The 25255-nt window shown below is 72.5% G+C and carries 15 protein-coding genes and 2 pseudogenes; 12 read left to right on the top strand and 5 right to left on the bottom strand.

Annotated elements, in window-relative coordinates; all coding sequences use genetic code 11:
* Positions 1-61 precede the first annotated feature (61 nt).
* On the top strand, positions 62-697 hold the full coding sequence (locus ACY1JF_RS16060) for an MBL fold metallo-hydrolase (RefSeq protein ID WP_462705802.1): 636 nt from the start codon (positions 62-64) through the stop codon (positions 695-697).
* Between the two features lie 30 nt (positions 698-727).
* On the top strand, positions 728-1507 hold the full coding sequence (locus ACY1JF_RS16055; protein WP_462705801.1) for an exodeoxyribonuclease III: 780 nt from the start codon (positions 728-730) through the stop codon (positions 1505-1507).
* A 48-nt stretch (positions 1508-1555) separates the two neighbouring features.
* On the opposite strand, the gene ACY1JF_RS16050 is transcribed toward ACY1JF_RS16055, so the two are convergent.
* Positions 1556-3307, bottom strand: a complete 1752-nt coding sequence (locus ACY1JF_RS16050; protein WP_462705800.1) for an SGNH/GDSL hydrolase family protein — start codon at positions 3305-3307, stop codon at positions 1556-1558.
* Positions 3308-3461: 154 nt separating this feature from the next.
* Here ACY1JF_RS16050 and ACY1JF_RS16045 point away from each other — a divergent pair, with 154 nt between their 5' ends.
* Positions 3462-3869 (top strand): DUF6278 family protein, encoded by a 408-nt coding sequence (locus ACY1JF_RS16045; protein WP_462705799.1) that lies wholly within the window; start codon positions 3462-3464, stop codon positions 3867-3869.
* A gap of 477 nt (positions 3870-4346) precedes the next feature.
* Here the strand turns inward: ACY1JF_RS16045 and ACY1JF_RS16040 are convergent.
* Positions 4347-4721, bottom strand: a pseudogene (locus ACY1JF_RS16040) (hypothetical protein); the annotation flags it as partial.
* 27 nt (positions 4722-4748) lie between these two features.
* Here ACY1JF_RS16040 and ACY1JF_RS16035 point away from each other — a divergent pair.
* The 5 genes and pseudogenes from ACY1JF_RS16035 to ACY1JF_RS16015 all read left to right on the top strand — a co-directional run bounded on the left by ACY1JF_RS16035 (position 4749) and on the right by ACY1JF_RS16015 (position 12852).
* Positions 4749-5129 carry a hypothetical protein gene (locus tag ACY1JF_RS16035; protein WP_462705798.1) on the top strand — a complete coding sequence of 127 codons (381 nt, stop codon included), beginning with the start codon at positions 4749-4751 and terminating at the stop codon, positions 5127-5129.
* Between the two features lie 128 nt (positions 5130-5257).
* A pseudogene (locus ACY1JF_RS16030) lies at positions 5258-5620 on the top strand (IS3 family transposase); the annotation flags it as partial.
* 830 nt (positions 5621-6450) lie between these two features.
* Entirely contained in the window at positions 6451-8544 is a 2094-nt protein-coding gene (locus ACY1JF_RS16025; RefSeq protein WP_462705797.1) for a beta-glucosidase, read from the top strand.
* 79 nt (positions 8545-8623) lie between these two features.
* Positions 8624-11641, top strand: coding sequence for a glycosyl hydrolase (locus tag ACY1JF_RS16020; protein WP_462705796.1), 3018 nt, complete (start codon positions 8624-8626; stop codon positions 11639-11641).
* 176 nt (positions 11642-11817) lie between these two features.
* Complete coding sequence (locus ACY1JF_RS16015; protein ID WP_462705795.1) at positions 11818-12852, top strand: LacI family DNA-binding transcriptional regulator; 1035 nt, start codon at positions 11818-11820, stop codon at positions 12850-12852.
* Between the two features lie 2 nt (positions 12853-12854).
* On the opposite strand, the gene ACY1JF_RS16010 is transcribed toward ACY1JF_RS16015, so the two are convergent.
* Both ACY1JF_RS16010 and ACY1JF_RS16005 read right to left on the bottom strand, forming a co-directional pair.
* Positions 12855-13856: a LacI family DNA-binding transcriptional regulator gene (locus ACY1JF_RS16010; RefSeq protein WP_462705794.1), complete on the bottom strand. Its 1002-nt coding sequence runs from the start codon at positions 13854-13856 to the stop codon at positions 12855-12857.
* 44 nt (positions 13857-13900) lie between these two features.
* On the bottom strand, positions 13901-16543 hold the full coding sequence (locus ACY1JF_RS16005) for a glycoside hydrolase family 78 protein (RefSeq protein ID WP_462705793.1): 2643 nt from the start codon (positions 16541-16543) through the stop codon (positions 13901-13903).
* 348 nt (positions 16544-16891) lie between these two features.
* Between ACY1JF_RS16005 and ACY1JF_RS16000 the strand changes: the two genes are divergently transcribed.
* From ACY1JF_RS16000 to ggt, 4 genes are all read left to right on the top strand, one after another.
* Complete coding sequence (locus tag ACY1JF_RS16000) at positions 16892-17851, top strand: carbohydrate ABC transporter permease (RefSeq protein WP_462705792.1); 960 nt, start codon at positions 16892-16894, stop codon at positions 17849-17851.
* Positions 17848-18669 carry a carbohydrate ABC transporter permease gene (locus ACY1JF_RS15995; protein WP_462705791.1) on the top strand — a complete coding sequence of 274 codons (822 nt, stop codon included), beginning with the start codon at positions 17848-17850 and terminating at the stop codon, positions 18667-18669. The genes ACY1JF_RS16000 and ACY1JF_RS15995 overlap by 4 nt, the downstream gene beginning before the upstream one ends.
* A gap of 114 nt (positions 18670-18783) precedes the next feature.
* Positions 18784-20055 (top strand): ABC transporter substrate-binding protein, encoded by a 1272-nt coding sequence (locus ACY1JF_RS15990; protein ID WP_462705790.1) that lies wholly within the window; start codon positions 18784-18786, stop codon positions 20053-20055.
* A 567-nt stretch (positions 20056-20622) separates the two neighbouring features.
* Positions 20623-22434, top strand: a complete 1812-nt coding sequence (ggt, locus tag ACY1JF_RS15985; RefSeq protein ID WP_462705789.1) for a gamma-glutamyltransferase — start codon at positions 20623-20625, stop codon at positions 22432-22434.
* A gap of 48 nt (positions 22435-22482) precedes the next feature.
* Here ggt and ACY1JF_RS15980 read toward each other — a convergent pair whose 3' ends face one another.
* Complete coding sequence (locus ACY1JF_RS15980; RefSeq protein ID WP_462705788.1) at positions 22483-25020, bottom strand: ATP-dependent Clp protease ATP-binding subunit; 2538 nt, start codon at positions 25018-25020, stop codon at positions 22483-22485.
* Positions 25021-25255 lie beyond the last annotated feature (235 nt).

The following is a 25255-nucleotide window of genomic DNA, read 5'->3' as shown; positions in this document are numbered from 1 at the left end:
GATACCCCGAAGTGATACCCCCCGGAATGACCCGGACCGGCCCCGGCGGCAGGATGGAGTCATGAAGCTGACCAAGAAGTCCCATTCCTGTGTCCGCCTGGAAAAGGACGGGCAGACGCTCGTCCTCGACCCCGGAGGCTTCAGCGAGGAGGACGCGGCCCTCGGCGCGGACGCCGTGCTCATCACGCACGAGCACCCCGACCACTTCGACGAGCTGCGGCTGCGCGCCGCGATGGAGACCAACCCGGCCGCCCACGTCTACACCCTGCGGGCGGTCGCGGAGAAGATCTCGTCCGCGTTCCCGGGGCGGGTGCACACCGTGGGCCACGGCGACACCTTCACCGCCGCCGGTTTCGACGTCCAGGTCCACGGCGAGCTGCACGCGGTGATCCACCCGGACATCCCGCGCATCACCAACATCGGCTTCCTCGTCGAGGACGGCCGGCTCTTCCACCCCGGGGACGCCCTCACCGTCCCCGACCACCCGGTCGAGACGCTGATGCTCCCCGTGATGGCCCCGTGGAGCAAGATCTCCGAGGTCATCGACTACGTCCGCGAGGTCCGGCCGCAGCGCGCCTACGACATCCACGACGCCCTGCTCACCGACCTCGCCCGCCCCGTCTACGACCGCCAGATCGGGGCGCTGGGCGGCTCGGAGCACCTGCGGCTGGCGGCGGGGGAGACCACCGACCTGTGAGGGCCGGACCCGCCCGGTAGGTTGTGGGGCATGCGCATCGCGACCTGGAACGTCAACTCGATCACCGCCCGCCTGCCGAGGCTGCTGGCCTGGCTGGAGAGCAGCGGCACCGATGTGCTCTGCCTCCAGGAGGCCAAGGTGGCCGAGGACCGGTTCCCGGCCGAGGCCCTGCGCGAGGCGGGCTACGAGGCGGCCGTCCACGCCACCGGCCGGTGGAACGGCGTGGCGGTGCTCAGCCGCGTCGGCCTGGCCGACGTGGTCAAGGGCCTGCCCGGCGACCCCGGCTACGACGGCGTGCGGGAGCCCCGTGCCGTCTGCGCGACCTGCGGCCCGGTCCGCGTCTGGTCGGTGTACGTGCCCAACGGCCGCGAGGTCGGCCACCCGCACTACACGTACAAGCTCCAGTGGTTCGAGGCCCTGCGCGCGGCCGTCGAGGGCGACGCGGCCGGCGACCGCCCGTTCGCGGTCATGGGGGACTACAACGTGGCGCCGACCGACGACGACGTCTACGACCGCGCCGCCTTCGAGGGCGCCACCCACGTCACCCCCGCCGAGCGCGCCGCCCTCGCCTCCCTGCGCGGCGCCGGCCTCTCGGACGTCGTCCCGCGCCCGCTGAAGTACGACCACCCGTACACGTACTGGGACTACCGCCAGCTCGCCTTCCCGAAGAACCGCGGCATGCGCATCGACCTGGTGTACGGCAACGAGCCGTTCGCGAAGGCGGTCACCGACTCCTACGTGGACCGCGAGGAGCGCAAGGGCAAGGGCGCCTCCGACCACGCCCCCGTCGTGGTCGACCTCGACGTCTAGCGGACCCGCCGTCCCGGTCACGCCGCGGGCACGGGGACCGGCACGCCCCTAGGGAACCAGCAGCCGCAGGTCCACCGACTCGGCCAGCGCCCTCAGGCCCGCGTCCCCGGGGTGCAGGTGGTCGCCGCTGTCGTAGGCGGGCAGCATCCGGGCCGGGGCGGCCGGGTCGCGCAGTACGGCGTCGAAGTCGAGCACGGCGTCGAAGGCGCCGGAGCCGCGGATCCAGGCGTTGACCTCGGTCCGTTCGGCGTCGACGGCGGCCGTGCACCCCGTCCGGCCGCCGCACGGCGTGATCGTCGCCGCCAGCGTCCGCAGGCCGGCGGCGCGCGCCCGGTCCGCCAGCTCGCGCAGCCCCGCGGCCAGCGTCCCGGCGTCCGTGCCCGCCAGCAGGTCGTTGACGCCCTCGAAGACCACCGCCGTGCGCGCCGAGGGCTGGGCGGCCACGTCGCGGTCGAAGCGGTGCAGGGCGCTCACCCCGGCCTGGTCGGTGGAGACCCCGTCGCCGGGGTAGCGGTCGGTGACGACGCGGTTGCCGGCGATCCCGTGGTTGAGCACCCCGTACCGGGGGACCGCGTCCTGCGCCCGCAGTCGGCCGGCCAGTACGTCGGGCCACCGCCGGTTCGCGTCCACGGTCGACCGGTCGCCGTCGGTGACCGAGTCCCCGAGCAGCACCACCGACCCCGGCCCGCCGCCGACGTCCACCCCGGCCAGCAGCGGCCAGGAGGTGAGCGTCGAGGTGTACGCCCCGCCCGGCCCCTTTGCCGCGTGGTCGCCCGGTTCGCTCAGGTACGACCGCCGCATCGCGAGCCGGTGGACGGGCGCCGCCGTCACCGGGCCCGGCAGGTGGAAGCTCACCAGCAGATCGGCGCCCGCGGGCACCGCGAAGGCCAGCGGATCGCTGTACGCCTGCGCCCCCGCCGGGATCTCCACGCCGGCGGCGCCGCCGAACGACAGCCGCGCCGGCGTCCCCCGCGCCGCCGCGCCGGAGGCCCGCACGGCCACCGTCGTGGCGCCGATCCGCACCGGCGCCGCCGCGAAGGTGTTGTCGAACCGCACCCGCACCCGCGTCCCGCCCACCGAGGTGTGGACCACCAGCCGCAGCGTCCGGTCCGCCCAGGGGCCCACCGCCGGGTGGCCGGACGTCGAGGCCGCCCACGTCCCCGTCCAGTCCCGTCCGGCGTCCCGCACCGCCAGCGCGAACACGTGCAGGTCCCGCGCGTACGGCAGCCGCACCGAGGCCACCTCGCGCTCCGTCGCCAGCGGCACCGTCACCACGTACAGCCTGGCCCGCTCGGCGATCCGGCCGGACGGTGTGCTGACGTGCGGCAGCGCCACCGCCTTGGTGGCGAGCGGGCCGGTGCGCCAGTCGGGGGAGGTGAGGCGGAACGCCGACCGGGCGCCGTCCGCGTACGCCACCTCGCCCGCGCCGCCCGCCTCGCCGCCGCCGGTGCCCGTCACCAGGAAGGCGAGCGCGTCGCCGCGTCCGGTGACCCGCACCTCCTGCCCGTTCGCCCGCACGTTGTCCGGTTCGCCCGGCGCCCGCGCGGGCCACTCCAGCCGCGCCCCCAGCACGGTGAGCGCGCGGCCCGGCGTCCAGCCCGCGGCGGCCAGGTCGCCGGCCGACAGGGAGGCGCCCGAGCCGTCGAAGTCCGCCTCGCCGGGGCGGGCGTCGTCGCTGACGGCCGTGTTGTCGAAGTACCGCTCCAGCGGCAGCGGCGCGGCGGCGCGCGCCGGGGCGCCCGGCGACAAGGCCGCAAGCAGCGCGAACACGACCGCGTGACCGCGGATCCCTGGGCGCACGGCGGCTCCTCCCCCTCGACGGACGGAACGCGAAGCTAGGAAGACACCCGGCACGCGTCAACGCGCCGCGCCGCACGGGCCCCTGACGCCACCCGGAAGTCGTACCCGCGCGCGCCTGTGGTGCGCACGGCGGTGCGAATGCCACGCTGGAGACATGAACATCCCCTTCCTGGGCAAGAGGCGCGCGGATCCCAGGGCCCGTGACCCGGAGGGCATCGCCGGCCTGCTCGCCGAGTGCGAACTGCTGCGGTCCCAGGCGTCCGGGGAGGGCGTCGGGCTGGACGACTCCCCGGTCTCGCTGGAGCGGCTCGACCAGCTCGTGCCGCGCTGGCGGGACGACGAGGAGGTCCTGCCCTGGCTGGGCAACGACGCCGGGCTGTACCTGGGCACCGTCATCGTGCGCACCGTGCCGGGGGCCGCCTGGGGGTTCCGGGCGGACGGCCAGCCGGTCGTGCGGCTCGCCTCCGGGCGCGAGTTCGACGTGGTGGCCCGTGGCCACGAGTGGGCCGCCAGCGGCGTGCCCGAGCTGTCGCAGTCGTACGCCGAGGTCACGGAGGCGTGAACCTCCCCCGCCACGACAATGGACTTAAATACGGCTAATGCCCGAAAAGTGCGTGTCGGGTGTGGGGCGCCTCCCCGGCCGGATACGTTGCGGCGGTCAGGACACGGCTGAGGAAAAGGGCTGGGATGGTCGTCGATCCATGGACCGAGTCGAGTGGCGTCAGGACGGATCCGGGGGAGGGGGCCCCGGGCAGCGGAGGGCGCGCGAGTCCCGCCCTCCGGCGCATCGGGCAACCGGTCTGACCCGGCAGCGGGCATTCCTCCGGACGCCGGACCCGTCCGGCGCCAGCCGCGGATCACCCCTCGTACGGACATGAGGGGAAGGTCAGCTGCGTGCCGGCCGGGCGGCGGAGCGGCCCGCACGGACCACTCGGGGCCCGGTGCCGGACACCACGTCCGGCACCGGGCCCCGAGGTCCGCGGGGACGGGCCCGAGGTCCGCGGGGACGGGCCGGAGCGTGCGGGGACGGGGGGCAGGAGGCCCGGCGGGAGGGGCGCGGCGCCGGCGCCGGAGCCGGCAGCGGGCTGGTCGCGGCCCGTGTCACATCCCTCGCCGGCTCCACCACGTCCGGTCCGTACGCGTGCGAGTCGACCACCTTGAGCAGCAGGACGAACGTGCCGTTGCCGTGTTCGCGGGCCGGCCGTTCGTCGTCGCGGGCGAGGTGGCGGGTGGCGGCCTGGTCGGTGATCGCCCGCTGGCCGCGGAAGAGGAACGCCGGACGCGTCTCCCGCCGGTCGCCGGCGGCGAGCCGGGCCGGCAGCACGTACCCGGTGATGCCCGGGTCCGTGCGGTAGCGCTCGCCAGCCGTCCGGAAGGCACAGCGATCCGGCCCCGGTTCCGGATCCACGCCGACTCCGGCTGCGTCCACGGCTCACCGCGGGTGCACGCCGTCCCCAGACGCGAGGGCGTTCACGCGGGGCGCGAACGCGTCGAGCGTCCGATGCGCGAGGCCGGCATCGCGGGCGTCAGCCCGCGCCGCAAGGGCCTCACGCGCCGCGGCCCCCAAGGCCGCCCTGGCCCCGGACCCGGTCGAGCGCGACTTCACCGCGAAGACCCCGAACAGGCTGCGGGTCACCGACCTCACCATGATCTCCACCGGCGAGTGACCCCTGTGGCCCCCGGCGATCCGCGACGCGTTCTCCCGCCGGGCGGCCGCGTGGGAGACCTCCGCCCGCGCGGACCCCGACCCGGTGCTGACCACGCTCGAGTACGCCCTCGCGTCCCGCGAGGCCGAACCGGGCACGCTCGTCCACCACGCTGATCACGGCTGTCGACGCACGTCCGTGAAGCCGACAACCCGGCTGCCGCGAGCGGGGAGTCAAGGCGTCCACCGGATCCGTCGGGGACTCGTACGGCAACGCCCTCGGGGAGCACCTCTGGACGCTCGTCAAAACCGGATGCGTCCGCGGCCGCGCCTTCGCCACCCGGGCCGAGGCCGACCTCGCGCTCCTCGAGCACATCGACGGCTTCCGCAACAGCCGGCGCGTCCAGAAACGGCTCGGCCACCTCGGCCCCGTCGGGTTCGAAGAGAAGCGCTACGCCGGGCAGGCGGCGGCCGAACGAGCCGACCTGAGACCCACCCGCTCTGACCGGCTGGTCAATCCCTCCCGGACAACCGGGGAACCGCACACCGGACGGACAGCCGAAGTGCCAGTGAGTGCGTGCCGAGGGCCGCTGCGAGCCGGCGCGCGACACCGTCCGCAGCCGTTGGATCACGCAGTGTCGACGACCGCACGCTCGCCCCGCGCGTGACCGTCCCGGCCACCGCGACGGCCGGGATCCACGTCCCCGCCGGCGAGCCCGCCCCCGTACGCCTCGGGGGCGAGCCCGCCCGGACGTCCCGGGAGGCGTCGTACTTCGGCCACGGGGACGGCTACGCCCGGTTCCCGACCCCGGCGGGCGAGTGCGACCTTCGCGTCGGAACTCTGACGAAGTGCCGCCGGACGGCGGCCGGGAGGGGGTTCCGGGACCTGTGTGCAACCGCCACTCCGATGGCTTGAAATGTTTCTTGTCCAAGGCATTGCCGATGTGCAGCGGACCGCTTACGGTGAGGGCCGTCACCGCGTGGATCGATCTACGGGGTGTAGCGAGCGGCGGGGCGAGCCGTGTTCCCCGCCTCCCGGGAGGCGGGGATGAAGATGCGTCAGACATCGCGGAGCCAAAGCCTCCGGTACGGTGCCGGCGGAGGGGTGTGCCCGCACACCCGGCCGCGGACCGGCCCGTACCCAGGCCGGTCCGTGCACCGGACGCCCGCCCGGACCGCCCTGTCGCGCTGACGAGCCGTGGCCGAACCGCTGCTCTGACCCGTCCCCCTCCCCTCCCTTTTCTCCGCCCCCCGCGGGCCTGCCCAGGCCCGCCAGGACGTCCCCTCCCCATCCCCGTGCGGTGGACGACCGCATGATTTCGAAACGTTGCAAGGAGGCATCGTGTCCGAAAGGCAGACACCGCGAACGGTGAGTCGCCGCCGGCGAAGAGGCGCCGCGATCGTCACGTCCGCCGTGCTGATCACGGTCATGCCGGCCACCGCCGGCACCGCGACGGCGGGAAACGCCGCGGCCACGGAATGCTCCAAGGTGCCGTGGATGGACACCCGCGACTCCGCCGACCAGCGGGCCAAGGCGCTGCTCGCCGCCAGCACCCAGCACCAGATCTACCGCTGGCTCGTCGAGCAGCCCGCCAACAGCCCCACCCGGACCGACTTCCAGGGCGTGACCTACCCGGTGCAGGTCCCCTGCACCCCGACCGTCACCTACACCGACGGCCCCGAGGGCGTGCGGTCCGTCGAGGGCGTCACCGCCTTCCCGGCACAGATATCCCTGGCGTCGGGCTTCAACGAGGACACCGCCTACGCCAAGGGCAAGGCGATGGGCAGCGAGTCCTTCGACAAGGGCAAGAACGTCATCCTCGGCCCGGGCATCGGCGGCGGCCGCACCGCGCTCGCCGGCCGGACGCCGGAGTACTTCGGTGAGGACCCGGTCGTCAACGGCGTACTCGCCGGCGCCCAGGCCCGCGGCATCGAGAGCAACGAGGACAAGCCGGTCCTGGCCGACCTCAAGCACTACGTGGCCAACGAGCAGGAGACCGACCGGCACACCAGCTCCTCCAACATGGACGAGCGGACGTACAAGGAGATCTACGAACTCCCTTACGGCATCGCCCTGTCGGAGGGCGACCCCGAGAGCGTCATGTGCTCGTACAACCAGATCAACGGCGTCTACGCCTGCGAGAACGAGCTGCTCGACGAGAGCCTCAAGGGCGAACTCGGCTTCGAGGGCTACGTCATGAGCGACTACGGCGCCGTCCACTCCACCGCAGCCTCCCTCAAGGCCGGCCTCGACCAGGAGCTGAACCGGCCGATCCACTACACGCCGGAGAAGCTCGACGCCGCCCTCGCCGCCGGCGAGATCACCCAGGCGGACGTCGAGCGGGCCGCGCTGCGCGTCGTCCGCTCCTACATCGACGGCGGCCTCTTCGACCACGCGCCGGCCGGCGAGCCCGTCGCGGACGTGTCGACGCCCGCCCACAAGGCGCTGGCCCGGCAGATCGCCGAGGAGGGCTCGGTGCTGCTGAAGAACAGCGGCGACACCCTCCCGCTGGACAAGCGCAGCGGCAAGACCCTCGCCGTCATCGGCTCGGTCGCCTCCAACGACCCCGACTCCGGCATGACGGCCAGGCAACTGTGCAGCCTGCCGCTGAACTTCAGCGGTACCACCAGCGGCCGCAACACCATGGCCTGCGAGGACATGGTCGCCCCGCTCGACTCCCTCACCGAGCGCGCCGCCGAACTCGGCATCGAGGTCGTCTACGACGACGGCAGCGACGCGGAGCGCGCCGCCGAGGTCGCCGCCGGGGCGGACGTCGCCGTGGTCTTCGGCTACAAGCAGGTCGGCGAGTTCTCCGACCCGGAGGACCTCGGCCTGGACGCCGGCGGCGACGCGCTGATCAGCGCCGTGGCCGACGAGAACGACTCGACCGTGGTGGTGCTGGAGACCGGCACCGCGACCACCATGCCGTGGCTGTCGAAGGTCGACTCCGTGCTGGAGACCTGGTACCCGGGCGAGCAGGCCGGTCCCGCCATCGCCTCCCTGCTCTTCGGCGACGTCAACCCCTCCGGCAAGCTCCCCATGACCTTCCCCAGGTCCGAGGAGCAGCAGCCCGCCAACACCGAGGAGCAGTACCCGGGCGTCGTCCCCGAGGGCGGGACCATCCGCCAGGTCGAGTACAGCGAGGGCCTCGAGGTCGGCTACCGCTGGTACCAGGCGCAGGACGAGGAGCCCCTCTTCGACTACGGGTACGGCCTGTCCTACACGGACTTCGACGTCTCCGGGGCGAAGGTCTCCACCAACGGCGAGAACGGCCTGACCGTCCGGTTCAAGGTGACCAACACCGGCGAGCGCGCCGGCACCGAGGTCCCGCAGGTCTACCTGGAGCTGCCGCGCAGCGCGGACGAGCCGTCGGCGCGGCTCATCGCCTGGGACCGGGTCTCCCTGAAGGCCGGCCAGAGCAAGTCCGTCACGATCAAGCTGACGCAGGAGCAGGTCGAGACCCGGCACCTGACCCAGTACTACGACGACGACCGTGACGCCTGGCGCACCCCGTCGGGGACCTTCACCGCGCACGTCGGCGCGTCCTCGGACACCACGCTGTCCACGAAGTTCACCCTCGGCAGGCGCTGACCCTCCCGGCCCGCACCGTCCGTCCGCGCGCCGTGCGCGGACGGACGGTGCGGGCCGCAGCGAACGGAGAACGAGCATCATGAGAGCACTCAGAACCGGAGCGGCCGTACGCCGGGGTCTGCCCGCCGCGGGCCTGCTCACCGCCCTGGTGACCCTGGCCGTCGGGGTCGCCCCGCAGAGCGCCGCGGGCACCGCCCCGGCCGGGAGCCGCACATCGGCCGGGACCACCGGTTCGTCCGGGTCGTTCGCGGACCCCGCCGCGGAGGACCGCCCGTACTACCGCTTCTGGACCGCCGGCGGCCTGCTGACCGACGAGTCCGCGCAGCGGCAGATCGAGCAGATGGCCGAGGCCGGCGCCGGCGGCGTCGAGTTCAACCAGCTCACCGGCGCGGCCGGTTACGACCCCGCGCAGCACGACTGGTCCAACGAGTCGTGGTCGTCCGCGATGGAGTCGGTGTACGACGCCGGCGCCGACAACGGCCTCCAGGTCGATCACATCTACACCCCCGGCTGGTCGGCCGGCACCACCACCGTCTCACCCGACGGCGCCGGTTCCGACAAGCAGATCTCCTTCGCCTCCGCCAAGGTCGCCGCCGGCGAGACGTTCTCCGCCGACGTCCCGGAGCCGACCTTGCCGAGAGGCGCGACGAAGGCCGAACTCCAGGGTGCCGTCGCCTACCGCTGTGTCGACGACTGCTCCGAGTCCACCCCCGCCCTGGAGCAGGAGACCGCCGTCGACCTCACCGCGAAGGTCGTCGACTCCATGGTCACCTGGACCGCGCCCGCCTCGCCCGCCGGTGCCACCTGGCTGCTGGTCGGCAGCTGGATGACCGGCACCGGCCACACCGTCGGCCTCGCCGGCACCCAGAAGACGACCTACCTCGTCGACCACTTCGGCAGCGAGGGCTTCCGGGCCATCCAGGACTACTGGGAGGACGTGGTCCTCACCCCCCGACTGGAGGCGTCCATCGAGGAGTCCGGCGGCTCGCTCTTCTTCGACTCGCTCGAACTGAACAGTTCCGGCCGGCAGGTCCGGCACTGGACGGCGAACTTCCTGGAGGAGTTCGAGAAGCGCCGCGGCTACTCCCTGGTGCCCTACCTCGCCGCGGTCGGAGTCACCGACCCCGCCTACGACTTCGACGGCGACATCGGCGAACGGGTCCGTGAGGACTACCGGACCACGCTGAGCGACCTGTTCCGCGACTACCACCTGGAGCCGCTCACCGAGTGGGCGCACCAGCGTGGCCTGACCGTGCGCGGCCAGCCCTACAGCTCCTGGGGCCCCTCACCCGTCGACATGCAGGAGATGGCGACCTACCTCGACGTCACCGAGGGCGAGGACCGCTCCTTCAGCAACGGCAGCGCCCTCGACCCGCTGATGAACGAGAGCGCCGACTCCTGGCGCGCGCTGTCCAGCGCCGTCGCCCAGTCCGGCAAGAACATCGTCTCCAGCGAGTGCTGCGCCGAGGGCCAGGCCCACCGCGTACCCCGCGCCACCCTGGTCGCCCGCGTCAACCAGCAGTTCGTCAACGGCGTCAACATGATCGTCTGGCACGGCTGGGGCGACACCACCGACGGCGCGGGCTCCTCGTGGCCGGGCTTCTCGCTCTTCGGCGGCAACGTCGGCGACGCGTACGGGCCGCAGAGCCCGACCTGGTCGGACGACGAGACCGTCAACGACTACACCGCCCGCCTCCAGACGGTGCTGCGCCGCGGTGAACTCCGCGACGACGTGGCCATCTACCGCCAGGGCGGCGGACACAGCAAGGACGGCGCCACCGGCGACGCCTACTTCACCGACGAGAGCCTGTCCGAGGCCGGCTACACCTACGGCTTCATGAACCAGGACCTCGTCACCGACAAGGACGCCGAGGTCACCGGCGGCCGGCTGCTGTCCAAGAGCCTGTCCTACAAGGCGTTCGTGCTGAACAACACGCCCAACGAGAACTACGAGACAGCCCTCGACCTCGACACCGCCGAGCGGATCCTGTCCTGGGCGAAGGCCGGGCTGCCCATCGTCGTCGTCGGCGAGGTGGACGACCGGGTCCGCGGCCTGGAGCCGGGCGCCGACGCCGAGCTGCGCAAGGTGCTGAAGGAGCTGTACCGCCAGAAGTCCGTGACGCGGGTCGACGCGGAGTCCGACGTCCTCGGTGCCCTGCGGGCCGACAAGGTCACGCCGGCCGCCGACTACGACGGCTCGTCGTCGTTCCTGAACCTGCGCCGCGAGACCGAGGACACCGACTACTACTACCTCTGGAACTCCGGTGCCGAGCGGGAGACCACCACGGTCACCCTGACCGGCTCGGGCCGCCCCTACAGCTACGACCCGTGGACCGGCGAGGTCACCCCCGTCGCCGAGTACACGCGTACCGCCAAGGGCGTCCGCGTCGAGGTCTCGGCCGCCGGCGGTGACGGGGTGCTGCTCGCCCTGACCGACGGCAACGAGGACACCCGGAAGCCGGCGAAGGCCGTCACCTCGGTGACGTCCACCACCGCCGACTCGGCCGTCGTCGGCGACGACGGCGAGCTGCTGATCCGCGCCGACAGCGCCGGCACGTACTGGACCCGGCTCGCCGACGGCCGGACCGTCACCTCGAAGGTGGCGTCCGTCTCCGCCGCGCAGCCCCTGACCGACTGGACGCTGGACGTCACCGCGTACGAGAAGGGTGCCACCGCCGAGCAGACCCGCACCGAGGAACTGGGTCCGTTCACGGTGGCGGCCGGGGACGGCGGGGCCCTGCCGGACTGGCAGAACATGGCCGGCCTGGAGGACAGGTCCGGGAAGTCGACGTACCGCACCACCGTCGACCTGGACCGGTCCGTCGTGCGGGACGGCGGGGCCACCCTCGACCTGGGCACGGTCAACGGCACGTACACCGTCGAGGTCAATGGACGGGCCCTGCCGAAGGCCAATCTCCTCGACGCCTCGGCCGTCGACCTGACCGGCTGGGTGACGGCCGGCCGGAACGTCATCGAGGTACACGTGGCGACCTTGCTCGGCAACGCCGCGTACGACGCGCAGCAGTCGTACGGGCTCGTCGGTCCCGTCGTCGTCCGGCCGTACGCGGAGAAGACCGTCGCCGAGGGGCGGCACTGAGCGTACGGACACCACTGTGAGACGCTGACCGCCACCGGCCGGGACCCCGGCCGGCAGCACAACGCCTCACAGAGCCCCGGGCGCCCCCGGATCCCCCGGGAGCGCCCGGGGCGCCTCGCGGACCGCGCGGCCGGTGGGGCAGGCTGCGCTGACGGTGATCGCACGGGAGGGACCACGTGTCGCAGGCCAGCAGTCGGCGCCGGTCGGTCACGATCCAGGACGTGGCACGGGCGGCCGGGGTGTCGCGGGCGGCCGTGTCCAAGGTCATCCGGGACGCCTCCGGGGTCAGCCCCGCGATGCGCGCCCGGGTCAACGCGGCCATCCAGGAGCTGAACTACCGGCCCAGTGTGGCCGCGCGGTCCCTGCGCGGGTCGAGCTACACCCTCGGCCTGGAGGTCCCGCACCTCGGCAACCGGTTCCTCACCCAGATCGTCGACGGTGCCCTCCAGGCCCTGGAGGGCACCCGCTACCAGCTCGTCATCGCCCCCGCCGACGGCCGCGAGGGGTACGGCGCGATCGAGGCGCTCGCCGACCGCCAGGTCGACGGCATCGTCGTCGTCTCGCCCCGGGTGGACGCCGACTGGCTGGAGCGGCTGGCGACCGGGGTGCCGGTGGTGATGCTCGGGCGGCACGACCGTTCCGCGCGGTACGACACCGTCGTCGGCGACGACGTCGCCGGCACCCGGCAGGTCATGGAGTACCTCCTGGGGCTCGGGCACCGCCGGATCGTGCACCTCACCGAGGACGCGGCGGTGACCGCGCCCGGCACCGGCAGCCCGCACGCGCTGCGGCTGCGCGCCTTCGAGGAGGCCGTGCGGGCCGCGGGCAGCCCCGAGCCGGCACGGGTGGTGCGCACCGGCCAGACGGAGGAGAGCGCCCGCGCCACGATGAACGAGCTGCTTTCTCAACACCCCTGGCCCACCGCGGTGTTCGCCAGCCACGACCAGCTCGCCCTGGGCGCGCTCGCCGCCCTGGTGGAGCACGGCGCCGGCCGGGAGATCTCCCTCGTCGGCTACGACAACACCGACCTCGCCGCGCATCCGGCGATCTCGCTGACCTCCGTCGACCAGCAGGGCCCCGAGATGGGCCGGCAGGCGGTGGCGATGCTCCTCGAACGCATCGAGGGCCGCGACGAACCGCGGCACCACGTCGTCACACCGTCACTGGTCGTCCGGGACAGCAGCGGCCCGCCGACCGGTGAACGACCCTGACCTCAGGACGAGTTGCGCTCGATCAGCCGCGGCGGGAACACCAGCCGCCGGTGCGTGTGCCCTTCCCGGTCCTCGTCGATGAGCAGCTCGGCCGCGGCCTTCCCCAGGTCGTACCCGCCGACGTGCACCGAGGTGAGCGGCACCCCCGCGGTCGCCGCCGAGTGGATGTCGTCGTACCCGACGATCGCCAGGTCGTCGGGGATCCGCAGCCCCGCCCGGAACGCCGTCTGCATGACACCCAGCGCCAGCAGGTCGTTGGCGCAGAACGCGGCGGTGACGGGCTCGCTCGCGGTCAGCAGCTGCTCCCCGGCCCGCCGCCCCCGGTCGACGGTGAACGCGGCGGCCTCGACGACCTGGAGCACGTCGGCGGGCCGCCCGGCGCGCTCCAGGGCCTGCCGGCTGCCCGCGAGCCGGTCCTGCGACTGCCTCATGTTCATCGGTCCGGTGACGAACGCGATCCGCTGATGCCCGCGGGCCAGCAGGTGCGTGATGGCCGCGTCCGCCCCGGCCACGTCGTCGACCGCGACGGAACACACGTCGGGATAGGTGTCGGCGTTGTCGAGCAGCACCACCCGCAGCCCCCGCTCCCGGACGCTCTTCAGCCAGCCGCGATTGAGGTCGGCGGGCGTGATGAGGACCCCGGTGGCGTGCTGCTGGGCGAGCTGCTTGAGATACCGCTCCTCCTTGTCGGCGAGGACGTCGCTGTTGCACAGCATCACAGTCCGGCCCTCGGCGTGCAGCAGGTCCTCGGCGCCGCGGGCCACGTCGGTCAGGAACGGGTTGCGGACGTCGAAGACGACCAGCCCGACGACGCTGCCGCGGCTGCCGGTGAGCTGCCGGGCGGCCGGGTTGGGGGTGTAGCCGAGGACGTCGATGGCGTCCTCGACCCGTTCCCGTGTGGCCCGCGCCACCTTGTCCGGGCGGTTCAGGACGTTGGAGACGGTGGCGATCGAGACACCGGCGCGCAGCGCGACATCTTTGATCCCGACGGTGTTCATCCCCATGAGCCCTTCATACGGCCGCCCGGCGGGCGGTCGGTTGTAACGCTTCAATCCTGGACCGACATCGTATCCGCCGGGTCCGGCTGCTCCCCCTGCGCCGGCCAGGGCACCTCGAAGCGGTGGGTGCCGCTGCCGACGGTGGTGGCCAGACCGGGCAGGTCGATGTCGGCGGTGGTGTTCGGCGGGACCGTGGCCGTCACCGTGAGCGTGCCGCCGTCCAGCCGCCACCCCGCCTCGGCCGTCCCGTAGGGCGTGAGGTGGCGGGCGTCGGCGTGGGTGAGACGACCGCCGGGACGCGGGGCGATCCGCAGCCGCCGGTAACCGGGGGCGGCGGGCGCGAGACCGGCGACGACCCGGTGCAGGAAGTCGGCGACCGCGCCGAGCGCGTAGTGGTTGAACGACGTCATCTCGCCCGGGTTGACGGTCCCGTCGGGCAGCATGCTGTCCCAGCGCTCCCACACCGTCGTCGCGCCCTGCGTGACCGGGTACAGCCACGAGGGGCACTCCCGCTGGAGGAGCAGCCGGTACGCGGTGTCGTCGTGACCGGTGTCGCTCAGCGCGTCGCACACCTCCGGCGTCCCCGCGAAACCGGTGGCGATGCGGTGGCCGTCCTTGCCGACCAGCTCCGCGAGCCGCTCGCCGGCCGCGGCGCGGGCCGCGGCGTCCGGCAGCAGGTCGAAGCGGAGCGCCAGCGCGTACGCCGTCTGCGTGTCGGACGTCATGCGCCCCTCGGCGGTGACGAACGTCCGCAGGAACGCGGCGCGAGCCTCGTCGCACAGGGTCCGGTAGCGCTCCTCGTCGGCGTCCTCGCCGAGTTCGGCGGCGGTCAGCGCGAGGACGTGCGCGGAGCGCGCCAGGTAGGCCTGCGCCACCAGGTAGGGGTCGGTCCGCGCCTGCCAGGGGTCCTCCGGCGGCGAGGCCGGGTCGAGCCAGTCACCGAGCTGCCTGCCGTGCCGCCACACCCCGTCCTCGCCGCGCTGGGAGGCGACCAGGTCGACCCACGCCCGGGCACTGGCGTACTGGGAGCGCAGCACACCCCGGTCCCCGAAACGCTGGTACAGCGTCCACGGCACCAGCACGGCCGCGTCCCCCCACAGCGCCGCCGCCCACGCCGGCGTCCACTCCGGCACGGGGATGGCGGGCACGATGAAGGGCACCGTGCCGTCGGGGTACTGGTCGTGCGCGAGGTCCGCCAGCCACGAGGTGAGGAAGCCCGCGCAGTCGTACAGGAAGGTCGCGGTGGGACCGAAGACCTGGATGTCACCGGTCCAGCCGAGCCGTTCGTCGCGCTGCGGGCAGTCGGTGGGGACGTCGACGAAGTTGCCGCGCATGCTCCAGCGGACGTTCTCGTGCAGGCGGTCGAGCAGCGCGTCGGAGGAGGAGAACCAGCCGGTGCGACGCATGTCGGTGTGCAGCACCTGGGCGGTGACGTCGAGGGGCGACTGCTCCTCGGGCCAGCCGGTGACCTCCACGTACCGGAAGCCGTGGATGGTGAAGCGGGGCTCCCACTCCTCGACCGAGCCGCCGCCCTTGAGGACGTAGGTGTCGACGGACGTGGCGTGGCGCAGCGGCCGGGTGTACAGCTCGCCGTCCTGGAGGACCTCGGCGTGGCGCAGGGTGATGGTCGTACCGGCACTGCCCGTGACACGGATCCGGACCCGGCCGGCGAGGTTCTGCCCGAAGTCCAGGATGCGGCGGCCGCTGGGGGAGGTCAGCACCGCCTCCGGCGCACGGCTCTCCACGCGGCGCACCGGCTGCCCGGGCGGCGCGCACAGTGTGCCGGTGTCGAACTCGACGCGTTGCACGCCCTGCCAGCCCGAGTCGTCGAAGCCGGGACGGGACCAGCCGGGCAGCTCGGCGCGGGCGTCGTACCGTTCGCCCTCGTACAGCCCGGCGGACGTGATGGGCCCGTACGCGGCACGCCAGCGTTCGTCGGTGTTCACCACGATCCGGCTGCCGTCGGCGCACTCCACCTCCAGCTGCGCGAGCAGCCCGGTGTGCCGGCCGTAGTGGCAGGTCTTGCCGCCGTGGATGCCGAACCGGCCGCTGAACCAGCCCTCGCCGAGCCACGCCCCGATCGCGTTGGGGCCCTCCGTCAGCAGGGCGGTCACGTCGTGCGTCGCGTAGCGCAGCCGGTGGTGGTAGCTGCTCCAGCCCGGGGCGAGGACCTCGTCGCCGACGCGCAGGCCGTTGATCTCCGCCTCGTACAGTCCGTGGGCGGTGATGTAGAGGCGGGCGCGGACGGCCGGGGCGGGCAGCTCGAAGGCGGTCCGCAGCAGTGCGGGCCTGGTCAGTTCGGGCACGGCCGGGGTGATCATGGTGGCGGTGACGTCACCGGGGGAGAGCAGGCCGGCCTCGACGGCGAGCGCCGGGCTCCAGCCGGAGCGGGTGCCGCCGGTGCCCCAGACCCGGACACGGACGGTGCGGCGCTCCCGGGAGGCCAGTGCGGGGGCCTCTTCCGGCCACGCCACGAGGACGGACTCGCCGCTCTCGACGCGGCCGCTGCTCCAGGCCGGTCCGCTCTCCGGAGAGATCTCCACTTCGTATGCGGTCTGGAGCCATCCGTCCGGTGCGGACTCCGTCACCCACGAGAGCCTGGGGCGGGCCTCACCGGTCCCGAGACCGCTGCCGTGGTGCTCGACGGTCGGCGCGGCCACCACCACGGTGTCGGCAGGCGGATTCTCGGACATGGAGCGGCTCCTGTTCTGTCGACCGGGTGGCTGGGCCGGTCACGGGATGCGTTTGAAGCGTGTGAAGCGCTTCAATCGCCGAACCGGGCACACGGTAAGGATGTTCGCGCGACCGCGTCAAGCAGTGCGGCGCTCCTGAATACGCAGGTCACGTCGGAATCGATGCGTCAAGGGGATCGACGTCACGATATTCGGTGTCCGGGACAGATGCCGAGAAAATAGTGAATCCACTCTTGACACGACTCCAGGCTGAACCTAGTTTCTGGCCATGATTTGAAGCGTTTCAGCTTCGTTAACGCATCATCGTGGCGGCACAACAACGCGCTGCGTGACTCGATGGAGAGCCAGATGGCCACTGTGGCGACCAGCCCTTTCCGCAAGCACCGGGACGGGCCTCCCGGGAAGGAGCCGACCCCGGACGGCGGGAGTCCCCGCACCACGCGCAACCGGGCCCCCTGGTGGTTCGTCCTGCCGGCCCTGGTCTTCTTCGCCTTCGTGGTCCTCGTCCCCAGCGTGCAGGGCGGCTGGTTCGCCTTCACCGACTGGGACGGCATCAGCCCGGTCAAGCACTTCGTGGGCCTGGACCAGTTCCGGGCCCTGTGGGAGGACACGGCGGCCCGGGACGCGGTGGGCACCACCCTGCTGGCCGCGATCGCCATCACGGTGGTGCAGAACGCGATCGGTCTGCTGCTCGCCCTCGGTGTCAACGCCCGCATCAAGTCCCGCACCGTCCTGCGCGTCTTCTTCTTCGCGCCGGCCGTGATCACCCCGGTGGTCACCGCGTACCTGTGGAAGTACCTGTACGCACCGGAGGGCGCGATCAACGCCCTGCTGAAGGCTGTCGGGCTCGAGGCGCTGACGCAGGACTGGCTCGGTGACCCGGACATCGCGCTGTGGTCGGTGGTGACCGTGGTCATCTGGCAGTTCGCCGGCTACTCCATGGTCATCTTCCTCGCGGGCCTGCAGTCCATCCCCCAGGAGATCCACGAGGCGGCGGCGATGGACGGCGCCGGCCCGGTGCGGCGGTTCTGGTCCGTCATCCGGCCGATGCTCGCCCCGGCCATCACCATCAACCTGATGCTGTCGATCATCGGTGGCCTGAAACTGTTCGACCAGGTCTGGGTGATGACCCAGGGCGGTCCCGGCGGCGCCACGGACACCCTGTCCACCGTCATCTACAAGCAGGCGTTCCAGTTCAACAAGTACGGCTACAGCATCGCCATGGGCCTGGTGCTGACCCTCTTCGTGATCGTCGTCAGCGGCCTGCAGTACTTCTACCTCAGCCGTCAGGAGAAGAAGAGCTCATGAACCGCTACACGTGGCGTACCGGCATCCTCGAAGCGGTCATGATCGTGGTTGCCCTGCTCTTCGCCTTCCCCCTCTACGTCCTGGTCTCCCTGGCCCTGCGCGAGGAGGGCGACGACGCCTCGCCGATCTCCCTGCCGTCCAGCCCCACCCTCGCCAACTTCGGCGACGCCTGGCGCCAGGCCGGCCTCGGCGCGGCCATCGCCAACAGCGTCCTGGTCACCGTCGGCAGCGTCGTGCTGATCGTCGCCCTGGCCGCCGCGGCGGCCTATCCGCTGGCCCGGTCCACCCGGTACTGGTCCCGCGGAGTGTTCGCCCTGTTCATGCTGGGCCTGCTGCTGCCGTTCCAGCTGGCGCTGATCCCGCTGTACCAGACCATGCGCGACCTGAACCTGCTGGGGAACCCGCTGGCGCTGGTCATCTTCTACACCGGCCTCCAGCTGCCCTTCTCGATCTTCATGTACACCGGGTTCCTGCGCTCCCTGGACCCCGGGTACGAGGAGGCGGCGCTCATGGACGGCTGCGGTCCGGTCCGGGCCTTCGTCAGGGTGGTCTTCCCCCTGATGCGGCCCATCACCGGCACCGTGGTCATCCTCAACGTCATCTTCGTCTGGAACGACTTCCTGACCCCGCTGCTCTACCTCAGCGGATCGGGCCGTCAGACCATCCCCGTCGCCCTGTTCGGCTTCGTGGGCCAGTACGTCTCACAGTGGCCCATGGTCTTCGCCGGGCTGATCATCGGCATCCTGCCGGTGCTGGTCGCCTACTTCCTGATGCAGAAGCGCATCATCCAGGGCTTCGCCGGCGGACTGAAGGGCTGACCACACCCCCGGCCCCGCACCAGTTTGCCCGCTCGCCGTCCGAGCCGCCCGTACGGCGTCACATGCCCGGCGTCGGCCGTGCACCATCACTCCCTCCTGCCCCTTGGAGCCGTCATGAGAGCAACCCGTCCCCTCGCCGCCACCTTCTCCGTCCTGTGCCTCGCGGCCGCCACCGCCGCGTGCAGCTCCGACGCCGCCACCGCCGGCGGCGGCGGTGACGGCGACACCCTGCGCGTCGCCGCGAACTCCACCGACCGGGTCCCGATGGACGCCGTCGTCAAGGCGTTCGAGAAGGCCAACCCGGACATCGAGGTCGACGTCACCTACGCCGACACCGACCAGCTCCAGTCCACGCTGCGCACCCAGCTCTCCTCGGGCACCGCGCCGGACGTCTTCACCGTCTGGCCCGGCAACGGCAACCCGGCCGCGGTCCAGGTGCTCCAGAAGGCCGGCTACCTGGCCGACCTCAGCGAGTACGGCTTCGTGTCGGACATCGCCGAGGGCGACAAGAGCGTCACGCAGGTCGACGGCAAGACGTACATCGTGCCCGTCACCTTCAACGGCATCGGCGCCGTCTACAACAAGGACACGCTCAAGGCGATCGGCGGCACCGAGCCGAAGACCTGGGACGACGTCCTGGACCTGTGCAAGAAGGCGCAGGACCACGACAAGGTGCTGCTCGCCCTCGGCAACCAGACCACGTGGGTCACCCAGCTCGTCGACTACGCGCTCGCCGCGACCACCGTGTACACCAAGGACGCCGACTTCGACGAGCAGCTCAGCGCGGGTGAAGCCACCTTCGCCGGCTCCGCCTGGAAGGACACCCTCCAGCAGTACCTCGACCTGAACGAGGCGGGCTGCTTCACCGAGAACCCCAACGGCACCAGCTACGAGACCTCGCTGTCCGACGTCGGCTCCGGCAAGGCCGTCGGCGTCGTCCAGGTCACCACCAGCATCCCGCAGGTGCAGAAGGAGGCCGGTGACGCTGAGCTGGGCATGTTCGCCCTGCCGGCGTCGGACGACGCGGACGCCACCCGCATCCCGGGCGCCGTCTCCGCCGCCTACGGCCTGAACGCCGAGAGCAAGAACGCGGCCGCGGGCAAGAAGTTCATCGAGTACCTGGCCTCGCAGGACGGGCAGAAGATCTACGCCGAGGAGGGCGGCACCCTGCCGGCCCTGCCCAACGACTCCTTCGAGGCGGACCCGGCTCTGGACGTCCTGATCGACATGCAGCAGGACGGCAAGACCATCCCGTTCATGGACCAGCGCTGGCCCAACCCCGAGGTGCAGCAGGCGCACTTCACCGCCGTGCAGAAGCTGTTCGCCGGTGACGCGAGCGTCGACGAGGCGCTGAAGAGCATGGACGACGCGGTCGAGACCGAGTGACCGGCTCCTGCCGGGACATGGGCCGTCGGGCCCCGGCCGCACCGCGGCCGGGGCCCGACGGCCTTTCCCGTACGGCTACGTCCACGAGCGTGCCAGACCGGTCGGCAGCCCACCCCACCGACGTGGACCGCCGCCCGTCATCCCGCCTCCCACGACTTTCCCGGCCACGGCACCGTCTGCTTCTGCTGCGCCATCTGGCGCAACGAGGAAATCCTCGCCCGACTTGACCTGGCACTTTCACGAGGTGGGGCGTCCGAGACTTGGCCAAATGAGCGGAGGCGCTCCTGACCCGCAACGATGGGACTTGTCGAGGGTCCTGTCGGCTGCGCGGAAAGAAGCACTCCCCAGGTGAAGACGGGTATCGGGTCCTCCCCGCGTGTCCGCATAGAGGGCGGCGGCCGGGCGGTGTCTGACAGGCCGGGAGCGTGCTGTCGGTGGAAACCGTCCGCAAGGCAGGCTTGGACACCGCGGAGGGGGAGAAGTGTTCGACTGGCCCCTGACGGGGCATGACGATCAGTCAGCGGTAATGAACGGCAGTGACGAACGGCTGTCTCTGGAGGTGTAGAGGTGCGGAAACGTCAACCGGTCGCGCGGAAACTGGCGGCCCTGGCGGTCTCGGCCGCCGTCGTGTCGGTGGGGGCGGCGGCGCCGCCCGCCACCCAGCGCGGTGGCGACGGGCCGGTGAAGACCCCGGTCGCCACCGGCTACGGCGGCGCCGTCGCGAGCGTCGACGCGGACGCCACCGCCGCCGGTATCGAGGTGCTCAGGAAGGGCGGCAACGCGGTCGACGCGGCCGTCGCCACCGCCGCCGCGCTCGGCGTCACCGAGCCCTACTCGGCCGGCATCGGCGGGGGCGGCTACTTCGTCTACTACGACGCCGAGTCCCGTACCGTGCGGACGATCGACGGCCGTGAGACCGCGCCGCTCACCGCCGACGAGAAGCTGTTCACGGAGGACGGGCAGCCGATCCCGTTCGCCGACGCCGTCAGCAGCGGCCTGGCCGTCGGCACCCCCGGCACGCCCGCCACCTGGCAGACGGCCCTCGACAAGTGGGGCAGCCGGCGGCTCGCCACCCTGCTGGCCCCCGCCGAGCGCCTGGCCCGCGACGGCTTCACCGTGGACGAGACCTTCCGCTCCCAGACCGCCGCCAACGAGACCCGGTTCCGCTACTTCCCCGACACCGCCGAGCTGTTCCTGCCGGGCGGCGAACTCCCGGCCGTCGGCTCCACCTTCAAGAACCCCGACCTGGCCCGCACGTACAAGGAGCTGGGCCGAGAAGGCGTCGGCGCGCTCTACCACGGCGACCTCGGCGAGGACGTCCTCGCCACCGTCAACAAACCGCCGGTGGACCCCGACTCGGGCTGGAACGCCCGCCCCGGCGACCTGTCGGCCAAGGACCTCGCCGCCTACCGCGCCAAGCTCCAGCCGCCGACGAAGACCTCCTACCGGGGCCTGGACGTGTACTCCATCGCCCCGTCCTCCTCCGGCGGCACCACGGTCGGCGAGGCCCTCAACATCCTGGAGCGCACCGACCTGTCGAAGGCGAGCGAGACCGCCTACCTGCACCGCTTCATCGAGGCCAGCCGGATCGCCTTCGCCGACCGGGGCCGCTGGGTCGGCGACCCCGCCTTCGAGGACGTACCGGCCAAGGAACTGCTGTCGCAGCGGTACGCCGACTCCCGGGAGTGCCTGATCCGCGACGACGCCGCGCTCACCAGCCCCCTCGCACCCGGCGACCCGCGCGACCCGGCCTCCTGCGCGGCCGGCGGCACGACGGCGCCGACGACGTACGAGGGCGAGAACACCACCCATCTGACGACCGCCGACAAGTGGGGCAACGTCGTCGCCTACACGCTCACCATCGAGCAGACCGGCGGCAGCGGCATCACCGTGCCCGGCCGGGGCTTCCTGCTCAACAACGAGCTGACCGACTTCTCCTTCGCCCCGGCGAACCCGGCGGTCCACGACCCGAACCTGCCGGGCCCCGGCAAGCGGCCCCGGTCCTCGATCGCCCCGACGATCGTCCTGGACCGGCACGGCAAGCCGGTCGTCGCGGTCGGCTCGCCCGGCGGCGCGACCATCATCACCACCGTGCTCCAGACCCTGACCGGATTCCTGGACCGGGGGCTGCCGCTGGTCGACGCGATCGCCGCGCCGCGCGCCAGCCAGCGCAACGCGGCGCAGACGGAGCTGGAGCCCGGCCTGTACGACAGCGCCCTGCGCGGGGAACTGGAGGCGCTCGGACACGCGTTCAAGGCCAACCCCGAGATCGGGGCGGCGACAGGGGTGCAGCGGCTTCCCGACGGGCGGTGGCTCGCCGCCGCCGAGAAGGTGCGCCGGGGCGGGGGATCGGCGATGGTGGTACGCCCGCTGTGGTGACCGGCCGGGTGCGGCGCCGCCGCGGCGGCGCCGCACACCGACACGGCCTCAGGGGACCCTCGCGCCCGGCGTCCGGAAGACCAGGCGGTTGTCCTCGGTGTCGACCGTCACGCTGCCGCCCGCGGTGACGCGGCCGTCCAGCAGCAGCCGGGACAGTTCGTTGTCCACCTCGCGCTGGATGGTGCGGCGCAGCGGGCGGGCGCCGTACTCGGGCTGGTAGCCGCGCTCGGCCAGCCAGTCCACGGCCGCGTCGGTGAAGTCGACGGTGATGCTCTGGGCGCTGACCATGCGGCGGGTCTGGTCCAGGAGCAGGCTGGTGATCTGCCTCAGCTGTTCGCCGGTGAGCTGGCGGAAGACGACGATCTCGTCGACGCGGTTGAGGAACTCCGGCCGGAAGTGCTCGCGCAGCGGACGCAGCACCTGCTCGCGCCGGGCCTCCTCGTCGGCCTCGGAACCGCCGGCGCCGAAGCCCAGGGTGGCGCCGCGCCGGGTGATGACGTCCGACCCCAGGTTGCTGGTCATCACCACCACCGTGTTGCTGAAGTCGACCGTGCGGCCCTGGGAGTCGGTGAGCCGGCCGTCGTCCAGCACCTGGAGGAGGATGTTGAAGACGTCCGGGTGCGCCTTCTCCACCTCGTCGAGCAGGAGCAGGGAGTACGGGTGGCGGCGGACCACCTCGGTGAGCTGGCCGGCCTCCTCGTGGCCGACGTAACCGGGCGGGGCGCCCACCAGGCGGGAGACGGTGTGCCGCTCCTGGTACTCGCTCATGTCGAGGCGGACCATCCGGTCCTCGCTGCCGAACAGCGCCTCGGCCAGCGCGCGGGCCAGTTCGGTCTTGCCGACGCCGGTCGGGCCGAGGAAGAGGAAGCTGCCGATCGGGCGGTTCGGGCTGGAGAGTCCCGCGCGGGAGCGCAGTACGGCGTCCGAGACGACCCGGACCGCCTCGTCCTGGCCGACGACCCGCTCGTGCAGGTGCTGCTCCAGGCCGAGCAGACGGTCCTTCTCCTCCTGGGTGAGGCTGCTGACCGGGATGCCGGTCTGCCGGGACACCACCTCGGCGACGGACTCGGTGCAGACGACGAGGTTCTGTCCCTCGTCGGCCCGGTCGTCGCCGGCCGCCTCGGAGATCCGCCGCTTCAGCTCCACGATCCGGTCCCGCAACTGCGTGGCCTGCTCGTACTGTTCGTCCGCGACGGCCTGGTCCTTGTCCCGGATCAGCTGCTCGACGTCGCGCTCCATGGTCCGTACGTCCGTGCCCTTGGTGCGGGCCCGCAGCCGCACCCGGGCGCCGGCCTGGTCGATCAGGTCGATGGCCTTGTCCGGCAGCCGCCGGTCGGTGAGGTAGCGGTCGGACATCTCCACGGCCGCCACCAGCGCCTCGTCGGTGTAGCGGACCTGGTGGTGGGCCTCGTAGCGGTCGCGCAGGCCGCGCAGGATCTCGATGGCGTCCGCGGCGGACGGCTCGGGCACCAGGATGGGCTGGAAGCGGCGGGCGAGGGCCGCGTCCTTCTCGATCCGGCGGTACTCCTCCAGCGTGGTGGCGCCGACCACGTGCAGCTCGCCGCGGGCGAGGGCGGGCTTGAGGATGTTGCCCGCGTCCATCGAACCGGACTCGCCGCCACCGCCCGCGCCGACCACCGTGTGCAGCTCGTCGATGAAGACGATCAGCTGGTCGGAGTGGGCGCGGATCTCGCCGACGATGTTGTTCAGGCGCTCCTCGAAGTCGCCCCGGTAGCGGGTGCCGGCCACCACGGCGGTCAGGTCGAGGGCGACCACCCGGCGCCCGACGAGCAGGTCCGGCACGTCCCCGTCGGCGATGCGCTGGGCCAGCCCCTCCACGACGGCGGTCTTGCCGACGCCCGCGTCACCGATCAGCACCGGGTTGTTCTTGCCCCGCCGGGAGAGCACCTCGACGGTCTGCTCGATCTCGTCGTCCCGTCCGATCACCGGGTCGATCCGGCCCTGCTGGGCCAGCTCCGTGAGGTCCCGGCCGTACTTGTCCAGGGTCGGGGTGCCGGTGGTCCGCTGGCTCTCGGCGGTACGGGTCTGCGGACCGGCCTCCGGGGTCTCCGGCGGCATGCCGGAGGGCGAGAACCGGGCCGCGTTCAGGATGTGCCCGGCCGCCGAGTCCGGGTTGGCGGCCAGGGCGCTGAGCACGTGCTCCGGCCCGATGTAACCGGTGCCGGAGGCGCGGGCCAGCTCGTGCGCGTCCAGCAGGGCGCGCTTGACCGCCGGGGTCAGGGAGAGCGAGGTGGGCGGCGGTGCCTCGCCGGGGCCGTGCTGCACCGGCCCGGACCGCTCGTCGATCTGCGACGCCATGGAGTCGGGGTCGGCGCCGGCCCGGCTGAGCAGGCTGCGGGTCGGCTCGGTGGACAGCGCCGAGCGCAGCAGGTGCTCGGTGTCCAGGTCCCGGCTGCCGTGCTCGGCGGCGTACTGGGCGGCGCCCCGCACCAGCTCGCGGGCGGGCTGGCTGAGCAGTCTGCCGATGTCGATCTGACGGGGCCCCTGGCGCGGTCCGCCGAAGAAGCGGGCGAAGAACTCCGCGAAGGGGTCGTATCCTTCCGGTCCGCTGAAGCCGCTGGTCATGGCCTTCCCATCCGGCGTCCCCGCGCCGGTCCGGGACGCCTTCGCTGGTCGACGTGCCGGGGCCGGGTAACCCGGACGGGCGCCGGTCACACACCGGGGGCGTGCTCTGCGACCACCCTGGCACGGCCGGCCGGCGGCGGCATCTTCGGCGGGCGGCGGGGAGTAGCGGGCCCGGCGGGCCCGGGTGCCAGGGGAGCGGTGGGGCGGGGGCCGCCTTGAACCATCGTCTCCTGCG

It is taken from the genome of Streptomyces sp. SYSU D01066-1, assembly GCF_054956795.1.
The sequence above is the reverse complement of the archived record's forward strand: the minus strand, read 5'-3'. Positions and strand labels throughout refer to the sequence as shown.